This is a genomic window from Qipengyuania sp. Mu-71, from assembly GCF_036867055.1.
Classification (GTDB): Bacteria; Pseudomonadota; Alphaproteobacteria; order Sphingomonadales; family Sphingomonadaceae; genus Qipengyuania; species Qipengyuania profunda.
Map to the genome: position 1 here is coordinate 2219139 of NZ_JBAJHR010000001.1, position 24913 is coordinate 2244051.

The 24913-nt window shown below is 64.6% G+C and carries 16 protein-coding genes; 11 read left to right on the forward strand and 5 right to left on the reverse strand.

The features are described from left to right. Positions 1–20 precede the first annotated feature (20 nt). Positions 21–1598 (reverse strand): tryptophan halogenase family protein, encoded by a 1578-nt coding sequence (locus V6B15_RS10895; protein WP_334201159.1) that lies wholly within the window; start codon positions 1596–1598, stop codon positions 21–23. Between the two features lie 82 nt (positions 1599–1680). After that, on the reverse strand, positions 1681–4617 hold the full coding sequence (locus V6B15_RS10900; RefSeq protein ID WP_334201160.1) for a TonB-dependent receptor: 2937 nt from the start codon (positions 4615–4617) through the stop codon (positions 1681–1683). 305 nt (positions 4618–4922) lie between these two features. Between V6B15_RS10900 and V6B15_RS10905 the strand changes: the two genes are divergently transcribed. Continuing rightward, positions 4923–7466 (forward strand): glycoside hydrolase family 3 protein, encoded by a 2544-nt coding sequence (locus V6B15_RS10905; RefSeq protein ID WP_334201161.1) that lies wholly within the window; start codon positions 4923–4925, stop codon positions 7464–7466. 46 nt (positions 7467–7512) lie between these two features. Here the strand turns inward: V6B15_RS10905 and V6B15_RS10910 are convergent, their stop codons facing one another. Then, positions 7513–8700 carry an MFS transporter gene (locus V6B15_RS10910; RefSeq protein ID WP_334201162.1) on the reverse strand — a complete coding sequence of 396 codons (1188 nt, stop codon included), beginning with the start codon at positions 8698–8700 and terminating at the stop codon, positions 7513–7515. A gap of 69 nt (positions 8701–8769) precedes the next feature. Next, positions 8770–10083, reverse strand: coding sequence for a sugar MFS transporter (locus V6B15_RS10915; RefSeq protein ID WP_442969024.1), 1314 nt, complete (start codon positions 10081–10083; stop codon positions 8770–8772). Positions 10084–10438: 355 nt separating this feature from the next. Between V6B15_RS10915 and V6B15_RS10920 the strand changes: the two genes are divergently transcribed. The 9 genes from V6B15_RS10920 (at position 10439) to V6B15_RS10960 (ending at position 22646) form a co-directional block, all read left to right on the forward strand. Beyond that, the gene (locus V6B15_RS10920; protein WP_334201163.1) at positions 10439–13498 is read left to right on the forward strand and encodes an ATP-binding protein; all 3060 of its coding nucleotides are present in this window, start codon (positions 10439–10441) and stop codon (positions 13496–13498) included. Next, entirely contained in the window at positions 13491–15152 is a 1662-nt protein-coding gene (locus tag V6B15_RS10925) for a response regulator (RefSeq protein WP_334201164.1), read from the forward strand. The genes V6B15_RS10920 and V6B15_RS10925 overlap by 8 nt, the downstream gene beginning before the upstream one ends. Before the next feature lie 542 nt (positions 15153–15694). Further along, on the forward strand, positions 15695–16681 hold the full coding sequence (locus V6B15_RS10930; protein ID WP_334201165.1) for a glycosyltransferase family 2 protein: 987 nt from the start codon (positions 15695–15697) through the stop codon (positions 16679–16681). After that, on the forward strand, positions 16678–17709 hold the full coding sequence (locus tag V6B15_RS10935) for a glycosyltransferase family 4 protein (protein WP_334201166.1): 1032 nt from the start codon (positions 16678–16680) through the stop codon (positions 17707–17709). Before V6B15_RS10930 ends, V6B15_RS10935 begins: the two co-directional genes overlap by 4 nt. 405 nt (positions 17710–18114) lie before the next feature. Next, the gene (locus tag V6B15_RS10940; protein WP_334201167.1) at positions 18115–18447 is read left to right on the forward strand and encodes a hypothetical protein; all 333 of its coding nucleotides are present in this window, start codon (positions 18115–18117) and stop codon (positions 18445–18447) included. 4 nt (positions 18448–18451) lie between these two features. Beyond that, positions 18452–19333, forward strand: coding sequence for a CsgG/HfaB family protein (locus V6B15_RS10945; protein ID WP_320180942.1), 882 nt, complete (start codon positions 18452–18454; stop codon positions 19331–19333). Positions 19334–19335: 2 nt separating this feature from the next. Then, positions 19336–20364 (forward strand): hypothetical protein, encoded by a 1029-nt coding sequence (locus V6B15_RS10950; RefSeq protein WP_334201168.1) that lies wholly within the window; start codon positions 19336–19338, stop codon positions 20362–20364. 330 nt (positions 20365–20694) lie between these two features. Continuing rightward, entirely contained in the window at positions 20695–21228 is a 534-nt protein-coding gene (locus V6B15_RS10955) for a heme NO-binding domain-containing protein (protein ID WP_334201169.1), read from the forward strand. Positions 21229–21230: 2 nt separating this feature from the next. Beyond that, entirely contained in the window at positions 21231–22646 is a 1416-nt protein-coding gene (locus V6B15_RS10960; protein ID WP_334201170.1) for a sigma-54-dependent transcriptional regulator, read from the forward strand. A gap of 21 nt (positions 22647–22667) precedes the next feature. Here the strand turns inward: V6B15_RS10960 and V6B15_RS10965 are convergent, their stop codons facing one another. Beyond that, positions 22668–22928: a hypothetical protein gene (locus V6B15_RS10965; protein WP_334201171.1), complete on the reverse strand. Its 261-nt coding sequence runs from the start codon at positions 22926–22928 to the stop codon at positions 22668–22670. Positions 22929–23019: 91 nt separating this feature from the next. Here V6B15_RS10965 and V6B15_RS10970 point away from each other — a divergent pair, with 91 nt between their 5' ends. After that, positions 23020–24873, forward strand: coding sequence for an ABC-F family ATP-binding cassette domain-containing protein (locus tag V6B15_RS10970; protein ID WP_334201172.1), 1854 nt, complete (start codon positions 23020–23022; stop codon positions 24871–24873). Positions 24874–24913 lie beyond the last annotated feature (40 nt).

Here is a 24913-nt window from a genome sequence, read left to right on the forward strand (position 1 = left end):
CGTTGTAGGCCCGTCAGCCTCTAACGGTTGGCCCAGCCTGCTCCGGCACCGAAATTGGGGCGCCGCGTCTCTTTTGGATCGAGCAGTCGGTCGAGGATCGCATCATGCGACGGCGCCGCCGCGCGAAAGGCGCCCATCGCGTCGCGCAATTGCACGATTACCTTTCGCACCTCCTCGAACGGTGCGACATCGACCAGCGGGTCGATCGCCGCCGGGCGCAGCCCCATACCGGCGGCGACATAGAACCAGCTGATATCGGAGAAGAGTTCGCGGTGCTTCGACATGATCCGCCCGGTGCGCTCGAACAGCGCCATCTTCTCTACCAGCGTATCGGGCAGCTCGATGTTGCGGACATGGTCCCAGAACGGCTCGCCCTCGCGCTGGTTGGGATAGTAATGCAGCAGCAGGAAATCGCGGATGTGCACATATTCGCGTTCGACGTTGCGATTGTAGCTGTCGATCAGCACCGGGTCGAAGCTGCGGTCGGGAAACAGGTCGAGCAGGCGATTGAGCCCGGTGTGAATGAGATGGATGCTGGTCGATTCGAGCGGTTCGAGAAATCCCGCCGACAGGCCGAGCGCGAGGCAATTGCCGATCCACACGCGTTTGCGCAGCCCCGGGGTAAAACGCAGCACGCGCGGATTGGCAATCGGCGGACCGTCCAGACCCTCGCGCAGTTCTTCGGCCGCGTCGTCATCCCTGATGAAGTCGCTGCAATAGACGAGGCCATTGCCCGTCCGGTGCTGGAGCGGGATGCGCCACTGCCACCCCGCCGATCGCGCAGTGGCCACCGTATAGGGCGTGCGAACCGATTGCGCAGCGGTCGGTGCGGCGACCGCACGATCGCAGGGTAGCCAGCGGCGCCAGTCATCGAAGCCCGCCTCCAGCGCCTCTTCGATCAGCAGCCCGCGAAAGCCCGAACAATCGATGTAGAAATCGGCCGAGAGCGATTCCCCATTGTCGAAATGGACCGCGGCAATCTGCTCGCCCTCGCCGCGTTCGGCACGCAGGATGCGGCGGTCGAGCCGCTCGACTCCCGCCGCCTCGGCATGTTCGCGCAGGAAGGCGGCCACCAGACCGGCATCGAAATGCAGCGCATAGGCGACCGCGCCGCCCGGCCAGTTGCCGTCGGGCGAAGGGAAGGCGAACTTGTCGTCTTCCGCCAGCGCGACCGATGGACACAAATCGGCCAGTCCCTCGTCATGCCCCTCGGCGAGGTTCTTCCAATAGTAGTGATGGAACGGCCGCTGGTTGATGGTGACACCCAGATTGCCAAACGGATGCCAGTAGCTGTGCCCGCGGTGCAGCCAGTCGCGAAACTGGATACCCAGCTTGAAAGTCGCCTGGCAGCGGCGGATGAAGGCAACCTCGTCCGCGCCGATATTGCGCAGGAAATCGAAGATCGGCGGGATGGTCGCCTCGCCCACCCCCACGGTCGGGATATCGGACGATTCAACCAGCGTGATGCGGCAGCCGCTGCCCTGCAATACGCGCGAGAGCAATGCAGCGGCAGACCAGCCCGCGGTGCCGCCGCCGACGATGCAGATCGATCGCAGGGCTTGCGGCGAGGCCTCGCCCGTATGTGTGTGATTGATCACCCGGTCTCCCACATGCGTCGTCGGAAAATCGATGGCGGCCCGTACCGATCGGGGCCGCCATCAGTTCCGGGAGGGACCGAAATCAGAAGTTGAATTTCACCCCGCCATAGATCCGCCTTGAACCGGATTCGAAGCGGAAGGGCAATTCGGGAAATTGCAGGTACACGCTGGTATCCGCCTTGGTGATATTGATCGCCTCGGCAAAGACCTCGAAATTGTCGGTCAGCTGGTAGCTGATCTGCCCATCGAGCTGGCCGAAGGATTTCTGGTAGATCCCCAGCGTCCGAGTAACCGACCCGTCGGCGAAACCGAAATTGCCAAGGTACTGCTTCGAACGCCAGCTATAGGATGCGCGCGCGGCGAACCCGTAACGTTCGAAATAGACCTGCCCGTTCGCCGAATGCTTCGACACGCCCGGCAGCGGGAGGTTGTCGGTGAAATCGGTGCTGAAATCGGTCTCGGTGTCCGAGAAGGTGTAGTTCGCGGTGAAGCCCAGGCCGAAGTCGAAGGCATATTGCGCCGCCAGTTCGAAGCCCTTCACGCGGCCGCCCGAGCCATTGGCTGGCTGCGACACGGGTCCGAGCCGTCCGCCGGCCTGGTCGTTGACGAAAACGGCGACCGTTTCGTTGACGATGAAGCTGTCGACCTCCTTCCAGAACAGGCCTGCCGAGAGCAGTCCCTGACTACCGAAATAGTGCTCGAAGCCGAGGTCGAACTGATACGCCCGGAACGGATCGAGTTCGGCATTGCCGCGCGCGCCATTGGTGAACTTGAACAGATCGTCGGCGGGATCGCGGGTGAAGTCGGTCGAGAAGCCCTGACCCAGCGAAACCAGCGGCTGGCGTGCGACCACGCGCGCTGCGGAGAAGCGAACCTTGCTGTTCTCGCTCACGTCGAACACCGCGTTCGCGCTCGGCAGGAAGTCGGTGTAGCTGCGCATCACCGTATTGGTGGTGAAATCGCGCAGCACGCCGTTCCAGCTATCGGTGCCCCAATAGCTCGGATCGGCATTGGCCGGCTGGTTCTGGTCGATGGTCAGGTCGGTGTTGACGATGCGCAGGCCCACATTGACGTGGTACGGATCGTCGACCCCGCCCAGATCGGCCATGATGTAACCCGACTTGGTTTCTTCCTTCACCCGATAGGTCTGCAGCGGATCTTCGAAGAAGCTGAACGGCGTGTCGGGATAGAGCGCCTGGATCCACTCGAGCGCATTGGTCATCCGCGACCGGTCGGCGACGAGCACCGTATCGCCTTCGATCCTACCACCACCGGCAAAATTCGTGATCGCCTCGACGCGTTCGGGATTGCTCAGGAAGGTTTCATAGGGCGTGAACACTGCGGGCGAATCCCCGAAGCGGCTGCATCCGGCAAACGCCGCAGGCTTGTTGACCTCGGGCAGATCGCAGATCTTGAAGCCGATCGCCCCGTCCTGGAAGTAGCTATAGGGCGTCCAGTTGTAGGAGAAGCCGTCGACCCGTTCGGATTCGGGGATCGCGGTGGCGTCGAGTTCGCCCTTGCCGCTCAGATCGGCGAGATAGCGCCCCGATGCGAAGTCGACCGTGCGCTGGCCATAACGGAAGCCCGCGCTGATCGTGACGGTATTGGTATAATCGTTGTCGACATCATAGGCGAAGTCGGCGCGAAGCGAGTGACCTTCGATGTCGGAGCGGTCGCCAAACGCCCAGTGCGACTTGAAGAAGCCGAAATCGGGATTGTTGAACAGGTCCTGCGGGCTTCCCGGCGCGATGCCGAAACTGGGAAACTCGCCATTGCGATAGGTGAAGTCGAAAGTCGGCGGCGCAGCCGAATTGGGTGTGAATCCAGGCTGCGGTCCCGAAGTGCCCGGCCCGCGCACGCCATAGGCGGTGTAGCGCACGTCGTTATTGGCGACCTCACGCTTCATGCTCGACGAGGAGTAATTCGCCATCATCGAGACGCGGAAATTGGTATCGTTGTCCCAGTCGAGGCCGAATTGCACATTGTCCGACTTGATGTTCGACACATCGACGAAGGAAATTGCCTCGGCCGATTGCGCGCGGACCGTACCTTCGGTCAGCACGCCGTTGCCATCGATCGAATAGTCTCCGACGAGACCCTGCGATTCGCCCTGTCCGAAGGGGAATTTGACCGAGGCTTCGCGCGTGTCGATCTTCAGGTCCGAGTGGAAATATTGCGCGCTGACCTCGAGCTCGTCGGTCGCGCGGTAATTGATGCCGATCGAAGCACCCCACCGGCGGCGATACTGGTCGCGGTCGGTGACGTAGCGATATTCGGGCGCATAATAATTGGTCGGCACGGTCGCGGTGTCGCGGCGTCCCTCGTCGAAGGCCCAGTTGCCGCGATTGTCGCCGCCCAGCACATTGACGTGATTGTTCGTCTTTTCGTAGCTGAAAGTGGCAATGACCCCGAGGCGGTCGTTGAAATTGTAGCCGAGAACTGCGGCGCCCGCCGGCTCCCAACCCGAAATCTCGCTGCCCTTGCTGCCCTTGACGTTGCCAGCCAGCGTGAAGCCTTGCTTGAGGTCGAGCGGATTGCGCGTCTTGAGGTTGACGATCCCGCCAAGCCCGCCTTCGAGCAGCGATGCATTGGGCGATTTGAAGACCTCGATCCCCCCGATCAGTTCCGACGGCACGCCTTCGAGACTGTCGTTGCGGTTATAATTGCCTTCGCCGACCTTGTAGACCTCGAGGCCGCTGACGAAGAGCTCGCCGTTCAGCAGCGTGACGTTCTGGTCGAGCCCGCGGATGCGGACTTTCGAACCCTGCCCGTTTTCACGGTCGATCTGGATACCCGGCAGGCGCTGGAGCGATTCCGCGACATTCTGGTCGGGGAATTTGCCGATGTCTTCCGCCGTCACCGATTCGATGATGAGGTTCGAATCGCGCTTGGCATTCAGCGCGTTTTCAAGCGATGCGCGAAAGCCGGTGACGATGATGACGTTGTCCGTCTCGTCGGCGGCCTCGGGCCCAGTGTCGGTTGCATCCTGCGCCAAGGCTGGCGCTGCGGTTGCTCCCATTGCAAATATCGACGCGGCGGCCATCAAGGCCGCACGGTTGCGCAAAATCCCGCTGTTCATCTCTCTCTATCCCTCCCAAGCCGCATCTTCGCGTGCGGACTTTCGTACGTATCGGCAGCTTGACCCACGACTCGCGGGGCAGCTTTCCGTTCGCGACTTACTGGTTGCATATTTCTGTCAACGTTGTCAAACATCGCCTCACATTTGGACTGAAGCCGGGCGTTTGTGTGACTTTTCTGTCAAGGTTGTCAGAGGCGACCCGGCCTCGAGTGTACCGGCCAGAGCCGGATGATGGGACGGGGTTTATGCTTTCGAAAACAATCTTTTCTGGCGCCGCCACGGCGGCGTTCGCAGTGTCGGCACTGTCGGCCCAACCGGCGACGGACCAATCGATAACGGCTCCGGCACCGGAAGCCATCGTCCACCCGGAGCAATGGCCCGAAGTCGCCTTTCCCACGGTCCTGACCGAAGAAGGCGAAGCGCATGTCCAGGCGCTGCTCGCTCAGATGACGCTGGAGCAGAAGGTCGGTCAGATCATCCAGGCCGATATCGCCAGCGTGACTCCTGAAGAGGTTCGCGAATACCGGCTCGGTTCGGTGCTCAACGGCGGCAATTCGGGGCCCGGCGGCGATGACCTCGCCCCCGCGGAAGAATGGCTGGCGCTGGCGGACGCTTTCTATGCCGCTTCGATGGATACCGCACCGGGCGAACCCGCGATCCCGATCGTCTGGGGCACCGATGCAGTGCACGGCCATAGCAATATCGTCGGCGCGACGATCTTTCCGCACAATGTCGGGCTCGGCGCGGCGCGCGATCCCGATCTGATCGAGCGGATCGGGCAGGTTACTGCGGTCGAGATCCGCGTCACCGGGCAGGAATGGACCTTTGCCCCGACCGTCGCGGTGCCGCAGGATTACCGCTGGGGCCGCGCCTATGAAGGCTATTCCTCGGACCCCGCGCTGGTTGCCTCCTATGTCGGCAGCATGATCCGCGGCCTGCAGGGACCGCCATCGACCAAGCCGATCCTTTCGGGCCCGCACGTCGCGGCCAGCACCAAGCACTTCCTTGCCGATGGCGCCACCACCGACGGCAAGGACCAGGGCGATGCCGCCATTTCCGAACTAGAGCTGCGGCTGATCCATGGCGCGCCCTATCTGCCGGCAATGGAAAACGGGGTTGCCACCGTGATGACCAGCTTCTCGAGCTGGAACGGCGTCAAGCTTTCGGGGCACCGCGGACTGGTGACCGACGTTCTCAAGGGGCGCATGAATTTCGACGGTCTGGTGGTCACCGACTGGAATGCGCATGGTCAGGTGGCAGGCTGCAGCAACGCCAGTTGCCCCAAGGCAGTCGATGCCGGGATCGACATGTTCATGGCGCCCGACAGCTGGCGCAGCCTCTACAACAGTACGCTGGCCGAGGCGCGCGACGGCACGATCTCGATGGCGCGGCTCGACGACGCGGTTGCCCGCGTTCTCCGCGTCAAACAGCGCCTCGGACTGTTCGAGGCGGGCAAGCCTTCCGCGCGTGCGCTGTCGGGAGAGTACGAGCTGCTCGGTGCCGACGAACACCGCGCGGTGGCCCGCGAGGCGGTCCGCAAATCACTGGTGATGCTCAAGAACAACGGTGTGCTGCCGGCCAAGCCGGACGGGCACATCCTCGTTGCAGGTGATGGGGCCGACGATATCGCGCGCCAATCGGGCGGCTGGACGCTGAGCTGGCAGGGAACCGGCATGGACAACAGCCAGTTCCCCGGCGCGACTTCGCTGTGGCGCGGGATCGAACAGGCGGTGGAGGCCAGCGGCGGCAGCGCCGAACTGGCGCCCAATGGCGAGTACGAGCAGCGACCCGATGTCGCGATCGTCGTGTTCGGTGAAACGCCCTATGCCGAATTCCAGGGCGACATCGCCTCGCTCCAGCTGCGCCCCGAGCTGCGCCGTCCGATCGAGACCATGCGCAGGCTGAAGGCGGAAGGCATTCCGACCGTGGCGGTGATGATCACTGGTCGCCCGCTCTATGTGAACGAAGCGCTGAACAGTGCCGACGCCTTCGTGGTCGCCTGGCTTCCGGGGTCGGAGGGCGCCGGGGTTGCCGATATGCTGTTCGCCGGGGTGGACGGCGAACCCGCTTTCGAATTCCAGGGACGGCTGCCGACCGCCTGGCCCGCGACCGCGCAGCACGGCGGGCCCACGCTGTTCCCCTTCGGCTACGGCCTCCGCTATGCCGAAGGCGCGCGGGCATGGACGACGCTGGCGGAAGACAATGGTGTCGATGACGATGGTAGCGGCGGCGGGGTCTTCTTCGACAAGGGCGTACCGGCTTCGTCGTGGTCGCTCACCGTTGCGCGCGCCGATGGCAGCGATTCGCTTCGCGTGACGACCGTCCCCGCGACCGCGCTGTCGGGGCGCGCGCGCATATCGGCCACCGACCATGACGTGCAGGAAGGCGCGCGCAGCTTCGCCATCGATGCGCATCCGGCAGGAGCCGCCGTCGAACTCGGGACTCATGACGCGGTCGACCTGTCGCGCGAAACCAATGGCGATGTGCTGCTGCTGACGGCGGTCCGGCTCGACGCACCGCTTGCCGCGCCGCTGCGCATGTCGGTCCTCTGCGAAGGAGCATCGTGCGGGGCGGATGTCTCGATTGCCGAATTCGGTGCGCTGCCCGTGGGTCAGTGGCAGACCGTCGGCGTACTGCTCAAATGCTTCCGGGCGGCGGGCGCGGATATGACGCGGATCACCGCGCCGTTCCGTCTGACGACCAGCGACGCGGCGCAGTTCAGCCTCGCGCGGATTGCGCTCGGCAGCCTGTCCGAGGCCGATGTGATCGCGCAATGCCCGACCGAGTAAGGACGGCGGCAAGGCGCGCGCCTTGCTGCGCGGGGCACCGGCGCGATTAGGCGGCCAGGCTTGCGGGGCGCTCACGCACCGCCAGGATCATCACTGCCCCGGCAAACGTCAGCACGGCAAAGGCGAGCATCACGAGCGTGAAGTCCTCGGGCGTGGCCAGCTGCCACACGATCAGCGTTCCGATCATCGAGGGCAGCGTGTTGGCCAGATTGACCAGCCCCAGATCGCGGCCCCGGCGATCGGGTTTGGGCAGCAATTGCATCGCAAAGGTCGCATGCAGGCTCAGGAAGACTGCCGTCCCCGCAGCAAAGACGCAGAAGGCGATCGCTCCCTGCCAGGCATCTGTCGCCGCGGCCATCCCGAGCAGGCCCATCGCCCCGACCGCTGCCGAGACAAACAGGAACGGGCGGCGCACACCCGAACGGTCGGACCACCGCCCGGCGATCACTGCTACCGGCAGGGGAATGATGTAGGAGACCATCAGCAGCGTCCCCACCCCCGCGGCGACATCGAGATCGTCCGTCACGATCGTCTGGAAGTAATAGAGCAGATATAGTCCCAGCGTGGCGCAGGCCAGCTGGACCAGCAGGCGCGAGCCCGAGGCGATGAGGAGATCGCGCCGGTCCCAGCTTTGCACCGGTTCCGGCATAGGGTCGAAGCGGCACGTGCGCAGCGCCAGCAGCGGAAGCAGCAGCACCACCGCAGCGACCGGAACCAACGCGAAGCGCGCCATATCGGACAGTGCGGGCACCGCCAGCAGCATGACCGCGAAGGTTGCCGCGACCGGATTGCCGAGCGAGAGTAGCCCGCCCGCCAAGCCCTTCTGGCTGCTCGGAACTTCCTCCGCGATGATCGCGAACAGCGGGGCGAGCACCGCATTGATCGCCGCCTGCGCCAGCGCCACGGCGATCAGCAATTGCGCCGGTGTTCGGGCCAGCGCCAATGCCGGATAGGAAAGCGCCAGCGCGCACAGGCCGATCACGACCCAGCGCCGCCGCCCGCCGCCCGCCTCGACCGATCGATCGCTCAGCCAGCCGAAGAGGATATTGGCCACGCTCGCGGCGACACCACCGATCAGTACCGCAGCGGTGAGCAAGTCGATCTTCGCCGATTTGTCCAGCGCCTCGACCTGGAGCGGCAGCAGCAGCGTTACCAGCGGCATATAGGCCACCACACCGCCGGCATGCGCCAGCGCGACCGCGGCCAGCAGGGGATTGGTCCGTATCTTGGGCAAGGGCCGCTCCATCTCGCGGCAACCTGCCCCCCGCACCGGCGGAAGGCAATGCGCCTAGCGTTGCGCGGGTTAAGCGGTCGCAGGCCGCCGTGCGTAGAAGCCGAACACCGCGATTATCGCATAGCAGGATGCGGGCAGTATCAGCGACAGCGCAAGGCTGCCCGTCAGGTCGGCGAGCGCGCCCGTGGCCAGCGGGACCACCGCACCGCCGAAGATCGCCACATTGATGATCCCCGAACCGTCCGCCGCGCGGCTGCCCAAGCGCTCGCAGGCGAGCGAGAAGATGGTCGGGAACATGATCGAATTCATCAACCCGATCGCCAGCAAGCTGTAGGCGGCCAGCGTGCCGCTGCTGTTGGTCGAGATCGCGATCAGCGTGATTGCGCCGATCGCCACTGCGGTCAGGATCAGGCCGGGGCTCACCATGCGCAACAGCGCGGAGCCGATGAAGCGCCCGACCATCGCGCCGCCCCAGTACAGGCTGACCATCCAGCCGACGATGTTTTCGGGTTGGCCGAGCACGTCGTCGAGCATCAGGTAATTGATGACGATCGAGCCGATCGCCACTTCGGCGCCAACATAGAGGAAGATCGACAGCGCGCCAAAGCCGAACCGCGGCCGCTTGAGCAGGTCGAAGCCCGCGAGCCCGCTCGAGGGTTCGTGCTTTTCGCCCTCCAGCCGGTTGCGGAACAGCCACACCGCGCCCGCCACCACGGTGATCGCGATCGCGATGCCGAGATAGGTCTTCACGATCATCGCCGATTCCGCTGTGCGATAGGCCGCCAGCGCGGCGCCTTCGAAATCTTCTGCGGAAACATCGGCCAGCGTACCGAGGATCAGCCCCGCACCGACCAGAGGGAAGAGGAAGGTGCCGAAGGAATTGAATGCCTGCGCGAAAGTGAGCCGGCTGTGCGCGGTCTTCTGCGGGCCGAGCAGGCTGATCAGCGGATTGGCCACCACCTGCACGATCACCACCCCGCTCGCGAGAATGAACAGCGCCAGCAGGAACAACGGATAGGTCGCAGTGGTGCTGGCGGGGATGAACAGCAGACAGCCCAGTGTCATCGTCAGCAGGCCCGCCACCGCGCCGCGCATATAGCCGATCCGCTTGACCAGCTTCGCGCCCGGAATGCCGATCACCAGATAGGCGGCGAAGAAGCAGAACTGGACCAGCATCGCCTGCGTGTAATTGAGCGTGAACAGCTCTTTCAGCTTGGGGATCAGCACATCGTTGAGGCTGGTGATCCCGCCGAAGATGAAGAACAGCGCGAAGACGAAGGGCGGCAGGCTTGGCGCATGCACATGGCCCTCTGCCTCTTCATCCACGGGATCGCTTGAAGAATAATGCTGCGCGGCTTCCGCCGCGGCCCCCGTTGCCGTCACCACGTATCGTTCTCCCAATTCGCCGCCCGCATCCACTGTAAGGTGCGGGCTGGCGCGGGCGGAAATTAGGAGCGCAGCGCATTCCTGTCAACGTTGACAAAAAATGGGCCCGAGTTGGTGGCGAGACGATTTGCGCAAGGGCCTGCCCCTGCGCAGCAAGGGTTGAAAACCGATTGGGACAGGCCCCGCGAAGCAGGCAAGTCCCCTCCGCGTATCGAAACCTGTCCGAAGAACGATGGCCGAATAGATGGGCTGCGTGGTGAACGTCCCGAATGGCGGCGATACTCAGCGCCGCAGCCGCGCCCGTTTCTTAACGGCGTTGTGCCGCGTGGAAGAATAGGCGAGAACCTGAGCGATGTCGCTCTCGCTCAGAGGCCTGTTCATCGCGCTGCCGATCGTCGCGCTGGTCATCGGTGCCATGGCCTGGAGCATCTATGCCGGCAGCATCGACGACGATCGCGCCAATGCACTGCGCGAACTCGACATCGCCAATGCCGCCGCCGCCGATACGCTCCGCCGCGAGATCTCGCTGATCGCCGAGACCGAGGAAAAGGCGGTCGCCACCATGGCGCGCAAGCTGGAGCAGCGCAGCCCGACTACGCTCGGCGATATCTTCGTCCCTGCGGCAGACGGGGCCTTCCATAGCCGTGACGATTTGTGGGGCGGCCGCGCATCCGCAGGAGCGATCCAGCTGCGCGGCATCGGCGGCTTCCTCGCCCCGCCCGAACCGGACGACGACCGCCGCGCGGCCATCCTTGCCGCCTTCGATACGCTGCGGCAGATGAGCAATGGCCTGCCGAGCGATGTCGAAAGCCTCTATTTCTTCTCGCCCGCCAACGACCTGCTGATCTACGCGCCGCAGCGGCCCGACGAATTGTCCTTCTATCGCACAGCCCCGGCCGATTTCGATTTCCAGGACGCCGAATTCAGCCGGATTACCTCGCCGGCAGAAAATCTCGCCGGGGTGCTGCGCTGCACCAGCCTGCAACGCCCGCTGTATGACGAGACGGGCGACAATTGGACCACCGGGTGCATGCTGCCCATCCGTGTCGATGATCGGCATGTCGGCGCTTGGGGTATCAGCATCCCGCTGGACCAGTTTACCCGGCGGCTGACACCCCCGCCCGAGGACGCCTTCACCATCATCGTCAGTCGGGACGGCAAGCTGATCCATCACTCGGGCGTGGCCGGGGACGACAGTCGGCGGCTCGAGGCGAATGTCGACCTCGCTACTTCGAATGAGCCGCTGCTGCGCGCCATTTGGGATTATGTAAACGCGGGGATCGACGACCAGACGGTCTTCGCGCAGCCGCTCGATGCCTATGTTTCGGCGCGCGAGTTGCAGGCCCCCGACTGGTATGTGCTGACCGTGCTGCCCGAACAGGCGCTGAGCGCGCGCGCATGGTCGCTGGCGCAGCGGGTCATCCTTATCGCGTTGACCGGGGCGCTTGCACTCGGCCTGGTACTGTCGGCGATCTTCCACCGCACTGTCGCCTCGCGGATTGCCCGGCTCGCGACGCGGATCGACCGAGTCTCGGCCACCGAAGGCGTGGCGCTGGATGCGGGGACCAGGGACGAGATCCGCCAGCTCGAGCATGCCTTCGAAAAGATGGAAGACCGGCTGGCCACGGCGCGCTCGCGCGAGCAGCATTCGTTCGACGTGCTGGTCAATGCGGCGGAACGCTATGCGATGGTGCTGTTCGACGACCAGGGACAGCTGATCCGGGCGAGCAAGGGCGCGCTCGACCTGTTCGGCGAAAAGGAACTGGTCAAGCTGCTGAGCGAATGGGGCCTGTCGGCCGAGTCCGCGCCAGCGACGGGTCATCCGGCGGGGCCCGGACCGCAGCCGCGGATCATCGCGCGCAAGCTGGCCGACGGGCGCGAAGTCTGGCTCGAGGAAATCCTGATCTCGCTCGAGGATCACCTCGGCGCGCCGTTCGGGACGGCATATATCGGCCATGACATTACCGAAAAGCACACCGCACAACGCGCGATCGAGGAAAACCTGCTCTATCTCGAACTGGCGCAGTCGAGCGCGCAGGCCGGGCATTTCGCACTTGATCCGCACACGATGGAACTGTCGCTTTCGGGCTGGCTGCGGGAAAAGCTGGGCGTTGAGACGCCAACCATCCCACTCGCGGAGCTTGCCGCGCTGATCGATGAGAGCAAGCGCGAAGAAACCATGGCGGAAATCGCCGCGGCGATCGAAGCGCGCACCGAATTTTCCTTCGAAACGCTGGCGATCGGTGCCGAGGGAGACCGCCTGCCCATCATCGTGCGCGGGACGGCGGTGTTCCAGGATGCCGACAATATGGAAGAGCTGGCTGGCTTCTACGGTATCGCGCAGGATATCACCGAGCAGAAGAAAGCCGCCGAGGCGCTGTTGCGCGCGCGCGACGAGGCCCGCGCCGAAGCGCGATCCAAAACCGACATCCTCGCGGTCATCTCGCACGAAATCCGCACGCCGATTTCGGGTATTCTCGGCCTGATCGACCAGATCCGCCGCGAGCGGTCCGAAAGCGAGCGCAGCCGCGCACTCACGCTGGTGGAGGATTCTTCCGAAGCGCTGCTCAAGACGCTCGATGCGACGCTCCAGCGGACCCGCTCCGAGCGCGAACAGTCGGTGTCGCAAAACGAGGAGTTCGATCCCGCCGCGCTGGTCGAGCGGGTAGCCGAGCTGTTTCGCCCGCTGGCCCGCCGCAAGGGCCTCGCCATCGATGTGCTGGCGGGTTCCGTTGGCCGGGCGTGCGGCCAGCCGGCGCGTATCCAGCAGGTGCTCGCCAATTTCGTTTCCAATGCGATCAAGTTCACCCCGCTCGGCAAGGTGACCCTCTCGTTCAGCGCGCCCGAACCCGGTTCCGACCTCTGGACATTCTGCGTCGAGGATACCGGGGGCGGGATCGATCCCGAACGGATGAAGACGATCTTCGAGCCATTCTCCGGCAGCGCACCCGATACGCTCGGGCGGTCCTCGGGCAGCGGGCTGGGCCTGTCGATCACGCGCGATCTCGCCCAGCAGATGGGCGGCACGGTTGCGGCCGAAAGTTCGGCAAGCGGCGGGACGCGGATGACGCTGACGCTGCCCCTGCAGACGGCCGAGCCTGACAAGGAACAAGCCCCCGCCCGCGGCACTATCGCGATCAGACTGGCGCGCGCTTCGCTCGCCGTGCGCGTCGAAGTCATCGCGCATGCGGAGGGGTTCACGGTTATCGACACTGCTTCGGATGATGCCGGGGCTACCGTCAATATCGTGGTGAGCGACGATGCAGAATTCATCGCCCAAAGCGGTGCCGAATGGAGCATCCAGCTCGCCGAAGCGGCAGACAGCGCGCGCGACGGCAAACACATCGTGGCCAGCGAAGCGGATTTGCTCGACATGCTCCCCCGCATCCTCGACGAGATCGCCGATGGATAAGATGGACGACATCCCCGCCGAGCGCCGCGCCGAGATCCTTGCCACGCGGCTGGAGCGTAGCGAACGTGCGCTAAGAGATGCCGAAGCCGCGCTCGAAAAGCGGATGAAGCAGCTCTTCCGCGCCAATCAGGACCTCAGCCTGCGCCAGAGCGAACTGGCGCGAAAGCTCGAGATCGAAAGCGCGCTCCTGCTCGGCGCCCTGTCGACCATTCGGATGGCCACGCTGTATGGCGAACGCGAGCGCGGGTTCACCATGTCCGAAAGTGCCGGACCGATCCTGGGCCTGGCCGATGGCGAGGAACCCACGATCGAGAAGCTCGCCGCGACGCTCCATCCGCTCGATCGCGACCGGATCATGCGTGTGGGGCTGGCGTTCTTCAGCGAGGCCGAGCCGGGGGTGGCGCATGCCTATGAACATCGCATCGTCCGGCAGGACACGGGGGCGACCCGCTGGCTCAGATGGTCGATCACGCGCGAGACCGGCACCGAGGATCGTCCCGGCCATCTGATGGCGACGATGCGCGACATCACCGAGGAGCGCCAGAACGAGCGCGGTGTGCGGGCGCTGCAATTGCGAGCCGAGCGAAGGGTGCGCGAGCTTGCGCACCTCCAGCTGGAGCTAGCCGGTGCGAAGGATCGGGTGGAAGAGGCACTCAGCGCGCGCAACCGGTTCATTTCCGAAATGGCGCATGCCATCCGCACGCCGCTTGCGGCGTTGAGCGGCGGGCTCGAACTGCTGCGCTCGAAGGTCCGCGAGGACGGCGAGAAGGATCTGTCGGTCGCGCGCGAGGCGGCGGAGCAGCTCGGCGAACTGGCCTCCCGGCTGATCGAGGAAGCGGCCTCGGATGGCGCGGCGGAACCGGTCGCCTATGCCAGAGGGGTCGGCACGCCCACACCGGAAACCGCATCGGCGCTGCCCGACCAGCCGCGCATCCTGCTGGCCGAAGATACCGAGAGCAATCGCTATGTCGCAGAGCGCATGCTCGTCGATCTGGGTTGCCTCGTCACCTCGGTTGAAAACGGCGCCGCCGCGGTCGAGGCGATCAGGCGCCAGAGTTTCGATCTCGTCCTGATGGATGTGATGATGCCGATCATGAATGGCGAGCAGGCCACGCAGGCGATCCGCGGGCTCAGCGGGCCGGCCGCACGCACGCCGATCATTGGGGTGACCGCGCATAGCCTGCAGTCGGAGCGCGAACGGTTGCTGTCGGCGGGGATGACCGCCTGCATGGCCAAGCCGGTCAAGAAGGAAGCGCTCGAAACCGCCATCCGCACCGCGCTGATCTCGGGCCGCGACGTTCGCCAGAACCAGGCGCGGTTCGATCACGACCTCTTCCGCCGGACCTTCACCGATCTGCCCGACGCCTATCGCGACCGGATGCGCGATGCCGCAAAGAAGGACATCACCAAATATGCGGGCGAAGTGCTGACCGCGGTCGAGGCCGACGATGAGGAAGACCTGTCCCGCGCGGCGCATGCGCTGACCGGGGTATCGCTCAATATCGGGGCGGTCGGAATCGTCGAAGAGCTAGCGCATTACCGCGAGGCGCGCGCGCAGGGCGAGGCATCGATCGAGGCCTTCCGCGAGGCGGTCGCCGCCTGCCTGCTGGCAGTCGACGACCTCTACGAAGCGCTGATCGCGAGGGATCAGTAGGCGCCGCGCCCGCCGAACACTGCGAGCATGGAGAGTCCGTGGAATTGGTTGTCCCCGCAGCGGCGAACACCATGCAAAGACGCTCCGTCCATCTGGATTGAAGATGTTTTTCTGTCCCGCAAGACGATGACGCTTATCAGCTAGGGCATTTCGCAATTTGCGGCATTCAGTCACGCAATTTGCAAGTTGTATCCTCGCAAATTGCGAAACTGTTCTTGAGCGACGCTCCAGAACCGCGGAATTGCGTGATTTTTAGGTTTGGCACGGACCTTGAATAATTCTCGGTAACCATACGCCGAGGCCCCCATCCCTTCTTTTTGCCCTCCCTTTCACCCACTCGCCGCCTCGCAGACCCACCAAGGCGTCTCCGCGCACAATCCGGGCCGTAGCGAAGGCACGCGGCCATCCGCCGCGCGGCATACACGAAACGCTCGCCGGTTACCCGCTGAGCGCAGCCGACGCCGCGCTGGCGAGCAGTGCCGTCCGGGCCCGCACCCGCGGCGGCGCAATTGTCGCCTGCTCCAGTTTCAAGGAGACCAGCCATGACCGCCCCCCGCATGTCTGTCGTCATGCCCGTCTACAATGTCGAGGCCTATATCGCAGAAGCCATTGAGTCGGTCCTCGACCAGACCTTCGAGGACTTCGAACTGATCGTCGTTGACGACGGTGGGCAGGACGGGTCGATGGATCTGGCGCGCAGTTTCGACGATCCGCGTATCCGCATCGTTTCGCAGGAAAATCGCGGCCTCGCCGGCGCGCGCAATACCGGCATCGCCGAAGCGCAGGCGCCCTATATCGCACTGCTCGATCCCGATAACCGCTGGCACGAGGACAAGCTGAAGCTGCACTTCGTCCATCTGCAGGCGAACCCGCATATCGGGGTGAGCTTTGCCGGCTCGCGGATGATCGACGAGCACGGCACGGTCATCTCGGCCGCGATGCGGCCCAAGCTGACCGATGTCGCCGCTGGCGACATTCTGTGCCGCAATCCGATCGGCAATTGCAGCGCGCCGGTTCTGCGCCGGACAGCACTCGACCGCGCGGCATTTCCGCACCCGCAGGAGCGGACCCGGACCTGCTGGTTCGAAGAAAGCTTCCGCCAGTCGGAAGATATCGAGTTATGGGTGCGCCTTGCCTCGCTGCATGAGGTCAGCTTCGAAGGCATCGAAGGGTTGCTGACCGATTGCCGGATCATTGGCGGCGCGCTTTCCGCCAATGTCGTCAAGCAGTACCTTAGCTGGTCGCGCATGCTCGACATCGCGCGTGACAATGCGCCCGAACTGGTGGCGGAACACGGTGACGCGGCCCGCGCTTACCAGCTGCGCTACCTTGCCCGCCGGTCGGTCCAGCTCGGCAATGCGGATCTGGCGAACGATCTGATCAGCCGCGCCGCCAGCCTCGCCCCGCGGATCTTTCTCGAGGAACCGGTCAAATCGACGGTGACCTGGGGCGCCATCAAGCTCGCCCGGCTGACCGGCCCCGAACGTTTCCGCCGCCTCGCGCGCCCGTATCCCAAGGCGACGGCATGATCCGGATCACCCATCTCCTCGACGATGTCGACATCGGCGTGGTCACCCACGCGCTATCGCTGTTCGACGACCCGCGCATGACGCGCGAGGCCGAGTCGCGGGCCATCCGCATGGGCCGCGGACCGGCCGGCGCCGTGCGGCTCGATAGCGATCTCATCGTCATCCATGTGCCGCCCTCATGGGGCCGGCTGCCCTATCTGGCGGCGCTCAGGCTCAAGAACCCGCATGCCCGGATTATTCAGGTCGAATATTCCTACACTCGCGCTTTCGAAGCGGAGGCGGTGTCCTCCCCGGGGCGGTTCCGCACGCTGCTGCAGACTGCCGCACGGCCGGTCGATGAAGTGATCGCCATGTCGGGCGCGCAGCGCCGGTGGCTTGCCGAGGCAGGCGTTCCTTCTAGAAAGCTGCACACGATCCATCCGTGGAGCGGCCGCGACGATCTGTACAAGGTTCCCGATCTCGAGCCGCGCGGCGGCCCTCTTCGCCTGCTCGCCTATGGGCGGCTGGCCCCGGAGAAGAACTTCGCCGCACTGATCGAAGCCATGCGTTCGTTCCGTGCCGACGAGGTCACGCTGACGCTGGCCGGTTCGGGCCCCGAAGTGAAACGGCTGGTGGAACTCGCCAGCGAGCGTGACAACGTTCGGCTGCTGCCTGCCACCAATGCGATCGACGCTCGGCTTGCGGCCTGTTCCGCGGTGGTCGTTCCGTCGCGCTACGAAGCCTCTGGCCTGGTCGCAACCGAAGCCCGCATGGCGGGCCGCCCGGTGCTGGTCACCGATATCGACGGCCTGCCCGAACAGGTTCGCAGCGGCGGCGGGGTTGCCGCACCCATGCGCAATGCCGCCGAGATCGCCTGCGCGATCATCCGGCTGAAAGGTGCGGACTTGCCGACGATGGGCCGGGCCGCACGCGCCGGGGTCATGCAGCAGCACGATGAAATCATCACGGGTTGGCAGGCGGTTTTACGCCGTGCCGAACCCCTCCGAAAGAAAGCCGGTGTGCAACCGGCCATGGCTGCCGGCGCCTGAATTGCGACCCCAGGCGCCGCAGGGCCGCCTCGTTCCCTCCGCTATGCGGATGGGGGCGGGGCGGTTTTCCTTTGGGGGCGACGCAAAAGGCCAAGCGCGGCGCGCACCCGGCTGAGATCGGCGCGGAGCTCATCGAACAAGGGTGGCCTGGAACCGGCACCCCGCGCCGGTCACGGCAAGATACTGATAATCTGACAGCTTCTCCGACGGGCTACAGTTTCGGCGGTTGGCACGATGCGCGTTTCGCAATCTGCAGTGCGTGCCTGCCGCATTTTGCAAAGCTGGAGGTGCGGAATGCAGTCGGCCGCCGGGGCACTGCCATTAAACCGTTGTTTCTAAATCTTTTTAGATTTTGGCACGGGTCGTGAAAAGCAAAGTCCCGAACACTTCGAATGGGGACAACACATGCTACTTCTAGTTCTCGCAAACGCAGCAGCTCTGGCAGGCGCGCAGGCATCCGACACCGGCCGCCCGCAGAGCGCTCCGATGTCCTTCGAGCGCGATGCCAACCACAACCGCGTCATCATCTCGGGCTCCGCCTCGCAGGGCAGTAGGCTGATGGCCAATCCCGCTCGGCGGCACCGCCAGGATAGCCGTGCGATTGCGATCGCCAACATGATCAACGTCACGATTCACGGCAGCAACAACACGGTTGTCGTGAACGCGCGTCAAGCCAGCTCGGGCAATCAGAAGGCCGTCGTCGCGGCCAGCCCTTCCTCGCTCGGACAGGGAGGGTAAGGTTATGATCGGGGGAAAGAAACTCGTTCATCGGGCTATCGCTCTGGCAGCGACTGGCCTGACCCTGGGGGGATGCGCAAGCTTTGCCGACACGCCGCCCCAGCGGATCACGCCCCTCAGCGGCGCGCGCGTTACCGATGGTGACACCGCCTATTCGGGCATTCTGCGCTGCATGGCTTCGCACACAAGCGCCATCGCACAGCCGCGGATCGCAGTGGGGGAAGTTGCCGATTACACCGGTCGGCTTGACGGGCTGAACGGCTCGGTCGCTCCCCAGGGGGCTGCGCTCATGGTGATTTCCGCGCTGGCCAAGGCAGGCTTCCCGCTTGCCGAGAGACTGGACCTGCGGATTGCCTTGCAGGAACTCGATTACGCCAACAGCAAGCTGCTCGGCCCTGACGGCCAGCCGACCGACGACTATCGCCGGATCTATTCGGGGTCGATTGCGGAAGCCGATCTGATTGTCCTGGGCGGCATCACCGAACTGGATTTCAACATCCGCAGCGACGTGGCCGAAGCCTCGATCGGGCCGGTGGGCGGCGGAGCCCGTTCCTATGTCATGTCGGTCGGTGTGGACCTGCGCCTGATCGATGCGCGCAGCCTTCGCGTCGTCAATGTCGCCAGCCTGCAGAAACAGATCCGCGGCCGCGAAATCCGCGCCGGCATCTTCGAATTCATCGGCAACACCACCCTGGATCTCGGCGTCGGACGCCGCCGCCAGGAGCCGGTGCATGGAGCGATCAGGGCGATCATCGAAAAGGCGGTGATTGACCTGATGCGCGAACAAAGGGGCGCCGACGCGCCCCGCTGTCCAACCAACGTTCAATCGGTGAGCTACGCCGTAGAACAAGCGGCGAGCCCGCAAACTCAATTTGAAGGAGACTGAAAATGACGAAGTTTTACCTGATGACTACGGCGGGCCTGCTCGCCATGGCCGCAGCCCCTGCAACCGCACAGGTCTCGCTGCCGGCCGAACCCGACCCGCTGGTTGCAGTCGATGTCGATCTTTCGACGGGCGCGCTCCTCGGTGACCAGTCGGTGCTCGATGCCGTCGTCGAAGTTGGCGGCGGCGAGCTGCTCGACGTCTATCTCGGCCTGCTCGAAGGCTCGACCGGCGGGACCAACTTCCAGCTGCTCGACGGATCGATCCTGACGGCCCTCGAGACGCTTGGCGGCCCGGAACTGGTCAGCGCGTTCGAAAGTCTCGTCGGCACCACGGCCCGTACCGCCGATTATGTCACGGACCAGTCCAATTCCGCCACTCAGGATTCAATCCTCAGCGCTACGGCAAACTCGGTTGCCAGCGTGAATGCAACCGCGGCGAGCATCGGCAACAGCTATGCGCTCGATGCGGCTGCGAATGTCGTGGCGGATCTGGCCCAGATCAACCAAGGCTACGGCACCAGTTCGGTTGCGACCGTCTACAACGCCGTCAGCGAAGTGACCGAAACCGCCGCTTCGATCGGGAACACCGGATCGTTCAACGCCGACGGCGCGCTCCTCGACCTGTCGATCGATCAGAACAATCTTGGCGGTCAGACTTCGAATCTGGTTACCATCCAGAACATGGTCGCCGAGGCCACGAGCACGGCAGCATCGATCGGCAATTCCCTGGCCGTGGAAATGCCCGGCGGCAGCAAGCTGACCGCAGCACAGAGCAATTCCGGTACGATGATCGCCGATCTGACGGGCATGATCGCATCCACCGTCGATTACACCGCGACCGCGGCGTCGATCGGCAATAGCTACGCCCTGACCAGCCTCGACAGCGGTATTGCCGGCAATGTTTCCAGCTCGCTGAACCAGTGGAACGGTGCCGGTCAGATCGCCAAGGTCACTGCCAACATTGCGGCCAGCACGAACGCCGCCGCGACCGCGGCCGCTATCGGCAACAGTGTCAGCATCAACGTCGAATAGCTTCCCCCCGGGTGGCCCGCACTGCAAGCGCAGTGCGGGCCACCAAATCTTTCGGATTACCCGGTCAGCCAAGAGGCTCTCATGTCCTCGGCGACCGCCACAGCGCAAAGCGCCGCGAGCATTAAGCGATGTGCTGCATCGCGAACCCTCCAGAACAGCCAGATCGCCAAAGCATCGTTGCAATATGCAAGAGTGACTTTTGCAAATTGCAAGGGAATGCTGCATATTACGGCAATCATGACGCCGTTATCGCCCGATACGCCTGTCCTCATTCCGGCACGGCCTTTGCATCGATGCACTCACATCGCAGCACAGCATTCGGAGATTACGGTGAAAGGCATTATCTTTTCGGAACTGGTCGGTTTTCTCGACCGCGCCGGCGGGCCCGAACTCGCCGAGAAGGTGTTGGCCGATGCCGGCCTGCCGCATGGCGGTGCCTACACGCGCGTTGGCCAATATCCGTGGCAGGAAGCCGTCCGCGTGGTCGAAGCCGCCTCGCGCGAGACGGGGGCCGAATTTGCCGATCTGTGCCACCAGTTCGGCGCCTATCTTTTCGAGCGTTTCACCGTGCTCTATGGCGATATCGTCGGCCGCTATGCCAGCGCAGAGGAACTGCTCTCGCATGTCGGGGATCACATCCACGAAGAGGTCAGGATCCTCTATCCCGATGCGCAGCCGCCGCAGGTTACCGTCCATGACGAAGGCGACGTATTGCGCGTGGAATATGCCTCGCACCGCCCCTTCGCCCATATCGCCCATGGGCTGGTGGCCGGCGCGATGACCCATTTCGGCGACCACCGCGCGCTCAACTGGGTGGGCGCAAATGACGATGGCTCGCGCGCCGAATTCGCACTGACGGGATAAGTATGTCGAAACCCGCCATTCTGATCATCGAGGACAGCGCCTCGCTCGCCCTCGGCTTTGCCGCCCAATTGGAAGAGGCGGGTTACGAAGTGGCGCTTGCCGCCACGCTTGCCGAAGCGCGCGATGCGCTGGCGAACACGCGGTTTTCGGCTGCGCTGCTCGACCTGCAACTGCCCGACGGGGACGGTCTTTCGCTGCTCGAGCAACGCGACGAGACGTCCCCCGCCTTTGTCGTCATCACCGCGGACGGTTCGCTGTCGCGCGCGATCGCGGCGATGCGGCTCGGGGCCTTTGACTTCCTCGTCAAGCCGATTGCGGGAACGCGCCTGCTGGCGACGATCCGGGCCGCAGTCGAACAATCGAAAACCGCGCCGGCCAAGGCCGTCATCAAGCCGGTCGAGGACGGCACACGCTTCCATGGGTTTATCGGCCAGTCGCCCGTCATGCGCGCCGTGTTCCGCACGATCGAGCAGGTCGCCGATTCGCGCGCGAGCGTCTTTGTCACCGGCGAGAGCGGGACGGGCAAGGAAGTGACTGCCGAGGCGCTGCATGCTGAATCGCGCCGCCGGAACAAGGCTTTCGTCGCGATCAATTGCGGCGCCATTCCCGAAAACCTGCTCGAGAGCGAGCTGTTCGGCCATGTCAAAGGCGCCTTCACCGGAGCGATCGAGAACCGCATCGGCGCGGCCAAGGCCGCCGATGGCGGAACGCTGTTCCTCGACGAGATTTGCGAAATGGAGCTCAAGCTCCAGGTCAAGCTCCTGCGGTTCATCCAGACCGGGATGATCCAGCGGGTCGGATCGGCACAGGCCGAACCCGTCGATGTCCGCATCGTCTGCGCCACCAATCGCGATCCCTTGCGCGAAGTCGCCGAGGGGCGCTTTCGCGAAGACCTGCTCTATCGCCTCAACGTCATCCCCATCCACCTGCCTCCGCTCCGAGATCGGGGCGACGACATCGTCCTGCTGGCCGACCGGCTGACCGAATCGATCGCCCAGGAAGAACGCCGCCCCGGGCTTCAGCTGAGTGCAGCGAGCCGGGCGAAAATCCGCGCCCATTCCTGGCCTGGCAATGTGCGCGAGCTCCAGAACGCGCTGCGGCGGTCGGTGGTGATCGGCGAAGGCGACGAGATCGACATCTCGGTGCCGACGGGTCACGCCGCAATTCCGGAGGCTTTGCCCCCTGCCTCGTTCGAGCCGGCCTTTGCCGAGCCTTCGGGCACGCCCGCGCCGCCACCCGTCATCCCGCAGAGCGAACTGGCCTTCGAGGGCATGACCTTGGCCCAGATCGAGCACCTCGCAATCGAGGCGGCACTGAAGCGCCACGGCGGCAATGTAACCCGCGCCGCCAAGGAGTTGGCCGTGAACCCGTCGACGATCTACCGGAAACTGGAAAAGCAGCGCGTCCAATCCGGTTAGGCGCGTCGCCTGATCCCCGCGTCAGGGCGGTGAGGCGTTGGCGATCATATCCATGATATTGCGCGCCGCCTCGCGCTCGGCCGGATCCTCGAACGCGACATCCAGATCGGGAGCGGCGTCGAGCATATAGAGCAGCGTCCACAGCGCAAAGCGGCGACCGCTGTCGCGCTCGAGCCCGAAATCGACGCGCATGCGATCGATCCCGGCGGGCAATGCGACCGGGTCGACCTTGGCCAGATCGGGCGTCCCGAAATAGCGCTGCAACAGATCTTGCATCTCCATTTCCCCGCGCTAGCGCACCGGGCGCGGGCTGCATACTCCCCGCCCCCTATTTCCTTTGGGCACAGCGCAATTGGCTGTTAAGGGGCCGCGCATGCTTACCATCGACGGTGTCACAGTGCGGCTTGGCGGCCGGACCATTCTCGAACGCGCCAGTGCGACGGTGCCGGTGGGCGCGCGCGTCGGGCTGATCGGCCGCAACGGCGCGGGCAAGTCGACGCTGATGAAGGCGCTGATCGGCGAGATCGAACCCGATGACGGCGACATCACCAAACCGTCGCGCGCGCGGATCGGCTATATCGCGCAGGAAGCGCCCAGCGGCACGATGACGCCCGAGGAAGTCGTGCTGGCGTCGGCCACCGAACGCGCCGAACTGCTGGCCGAGCTGGAAACCTGCACTGACATGGACCGGATGGGCGATGTGCATGACCGCCTGCTGGCAATCGATGCCTACAGCGCGCCTGCCCGCGCGGCCAAGATCCTCAACGGTCTGGGCTTCGACGAAGAGATGCAGCAGCGCCCGGTCGAGAGCTTTTCCGGCGGGTGGAAGATGCGCATCGCGCTGGGCGCGCTGCTGTTTTCCGAGCCCGAGATCCTGCTGCTGGACGAACCGTCGAACCACCTCGATCTGGAAGCGACGCTGTGGCTCGAGAATTTCCTCCGCTCCTATCCCGCGACGCTGGTGGTCATCAGCCATGAACGCGACCTGCTCAACAAGGTGGTCGATCACATCTTGCACCTGCAGGGCGGCCAGCTGACGCTGTACTCGGGCGGCTACGATGCGTTCGAGAAGCAGCGCGCCGAACGCGCCGCGCAACTGGCGGCGGCAAAGGCCTCGCAGGATGCGCAGCGCGCCCGGCTGCAGGATTACGTCGCGCGCAACAGCGCGCGTGCCTCCACCGCCAAGCAGGCGCAATCGCGCGCCAAGATGCTGGCGCGGATGCAGCCGATCGCAGCGTTGATGGAAGACCCTACGCTGAGCTTCGACTTTCCCGATCCCGAAGAGCTGCGTTCGCCGATGATCACGCTCGAGCAGGCGGCAGTGGGCTATGGCGAAGCGCCGCCCATCCTGCGACGGCTCAATTTCCGCATCGAGGCGGACGACCGCATCGCGCTGCTTGGCCGCAACGGCAATGGCAAGACCACGCTGGCGCGGCTTCTCGCATCGCAGCTTGCGCCCGCAGAGGGCGAGGTCAATGCGCCCGGGCGCCTGAAAGTGGGCTATTTCACGCAGTATCAGGTCGAGGAACTGGCCGGCGAAGACACGCCGCTCGACCTCATGAACCGGGCGATGGAAGGCGCGGCGCAGGGCGCAGTACGCGCGCAGTTGGGCCGTTTCGGCTTTTCGGGTTCGCGCGCGCAGACGCGCGTGGACAGATTGTCCGGCGGGGAACGGGCGCGGCTGGCGCTGGCGCTGATCACGCGCGATGCGCCGCACCTCCTGATCCTCGACGAACCGACCAACCATCTCGATGTCGATGCCCGCGAGGCGCTGATCCAGGCGCTCAACGACTATTCCGGCGCAGTCATCCTGATCAGCCATGATCGTCATATGGTCGAACTGACCGCCGACCGGCTGGTGCTGGTCGATGAAGGCACGGCGCGCGAATATGCCGGCAGCATGCAGGATTACATCGACTTCGTCCTGGGCCGCAAACCGAAGGAAAACCGGCGCGGCGGGGCGGGCAAGAAACGCGGGTCCAATGGCGCGGACACAGCGGCGCAGGCCCGCTCGGCCAAGGCGGATCTGACCAAGGCGGAAGAGGCGATGGCGCGGCTCACCGCCGAGCTGGAAAAGCTCGACCGGCTGATCCTCGACCATACGCAGGACGGCGCGAAGATGCAGGACCTGCTCACCGCTCGCGCCGAGGCCGCCGATACGCTGGCCGCGACCGAGGAGAAATGGCTGGCCGCCGGTGCCGCGCTAGAGGCTGCGGAACACGGCTAGGTTGCCGTTTCTGGTACAGGCAACAGTCTCTCAGCCCTCT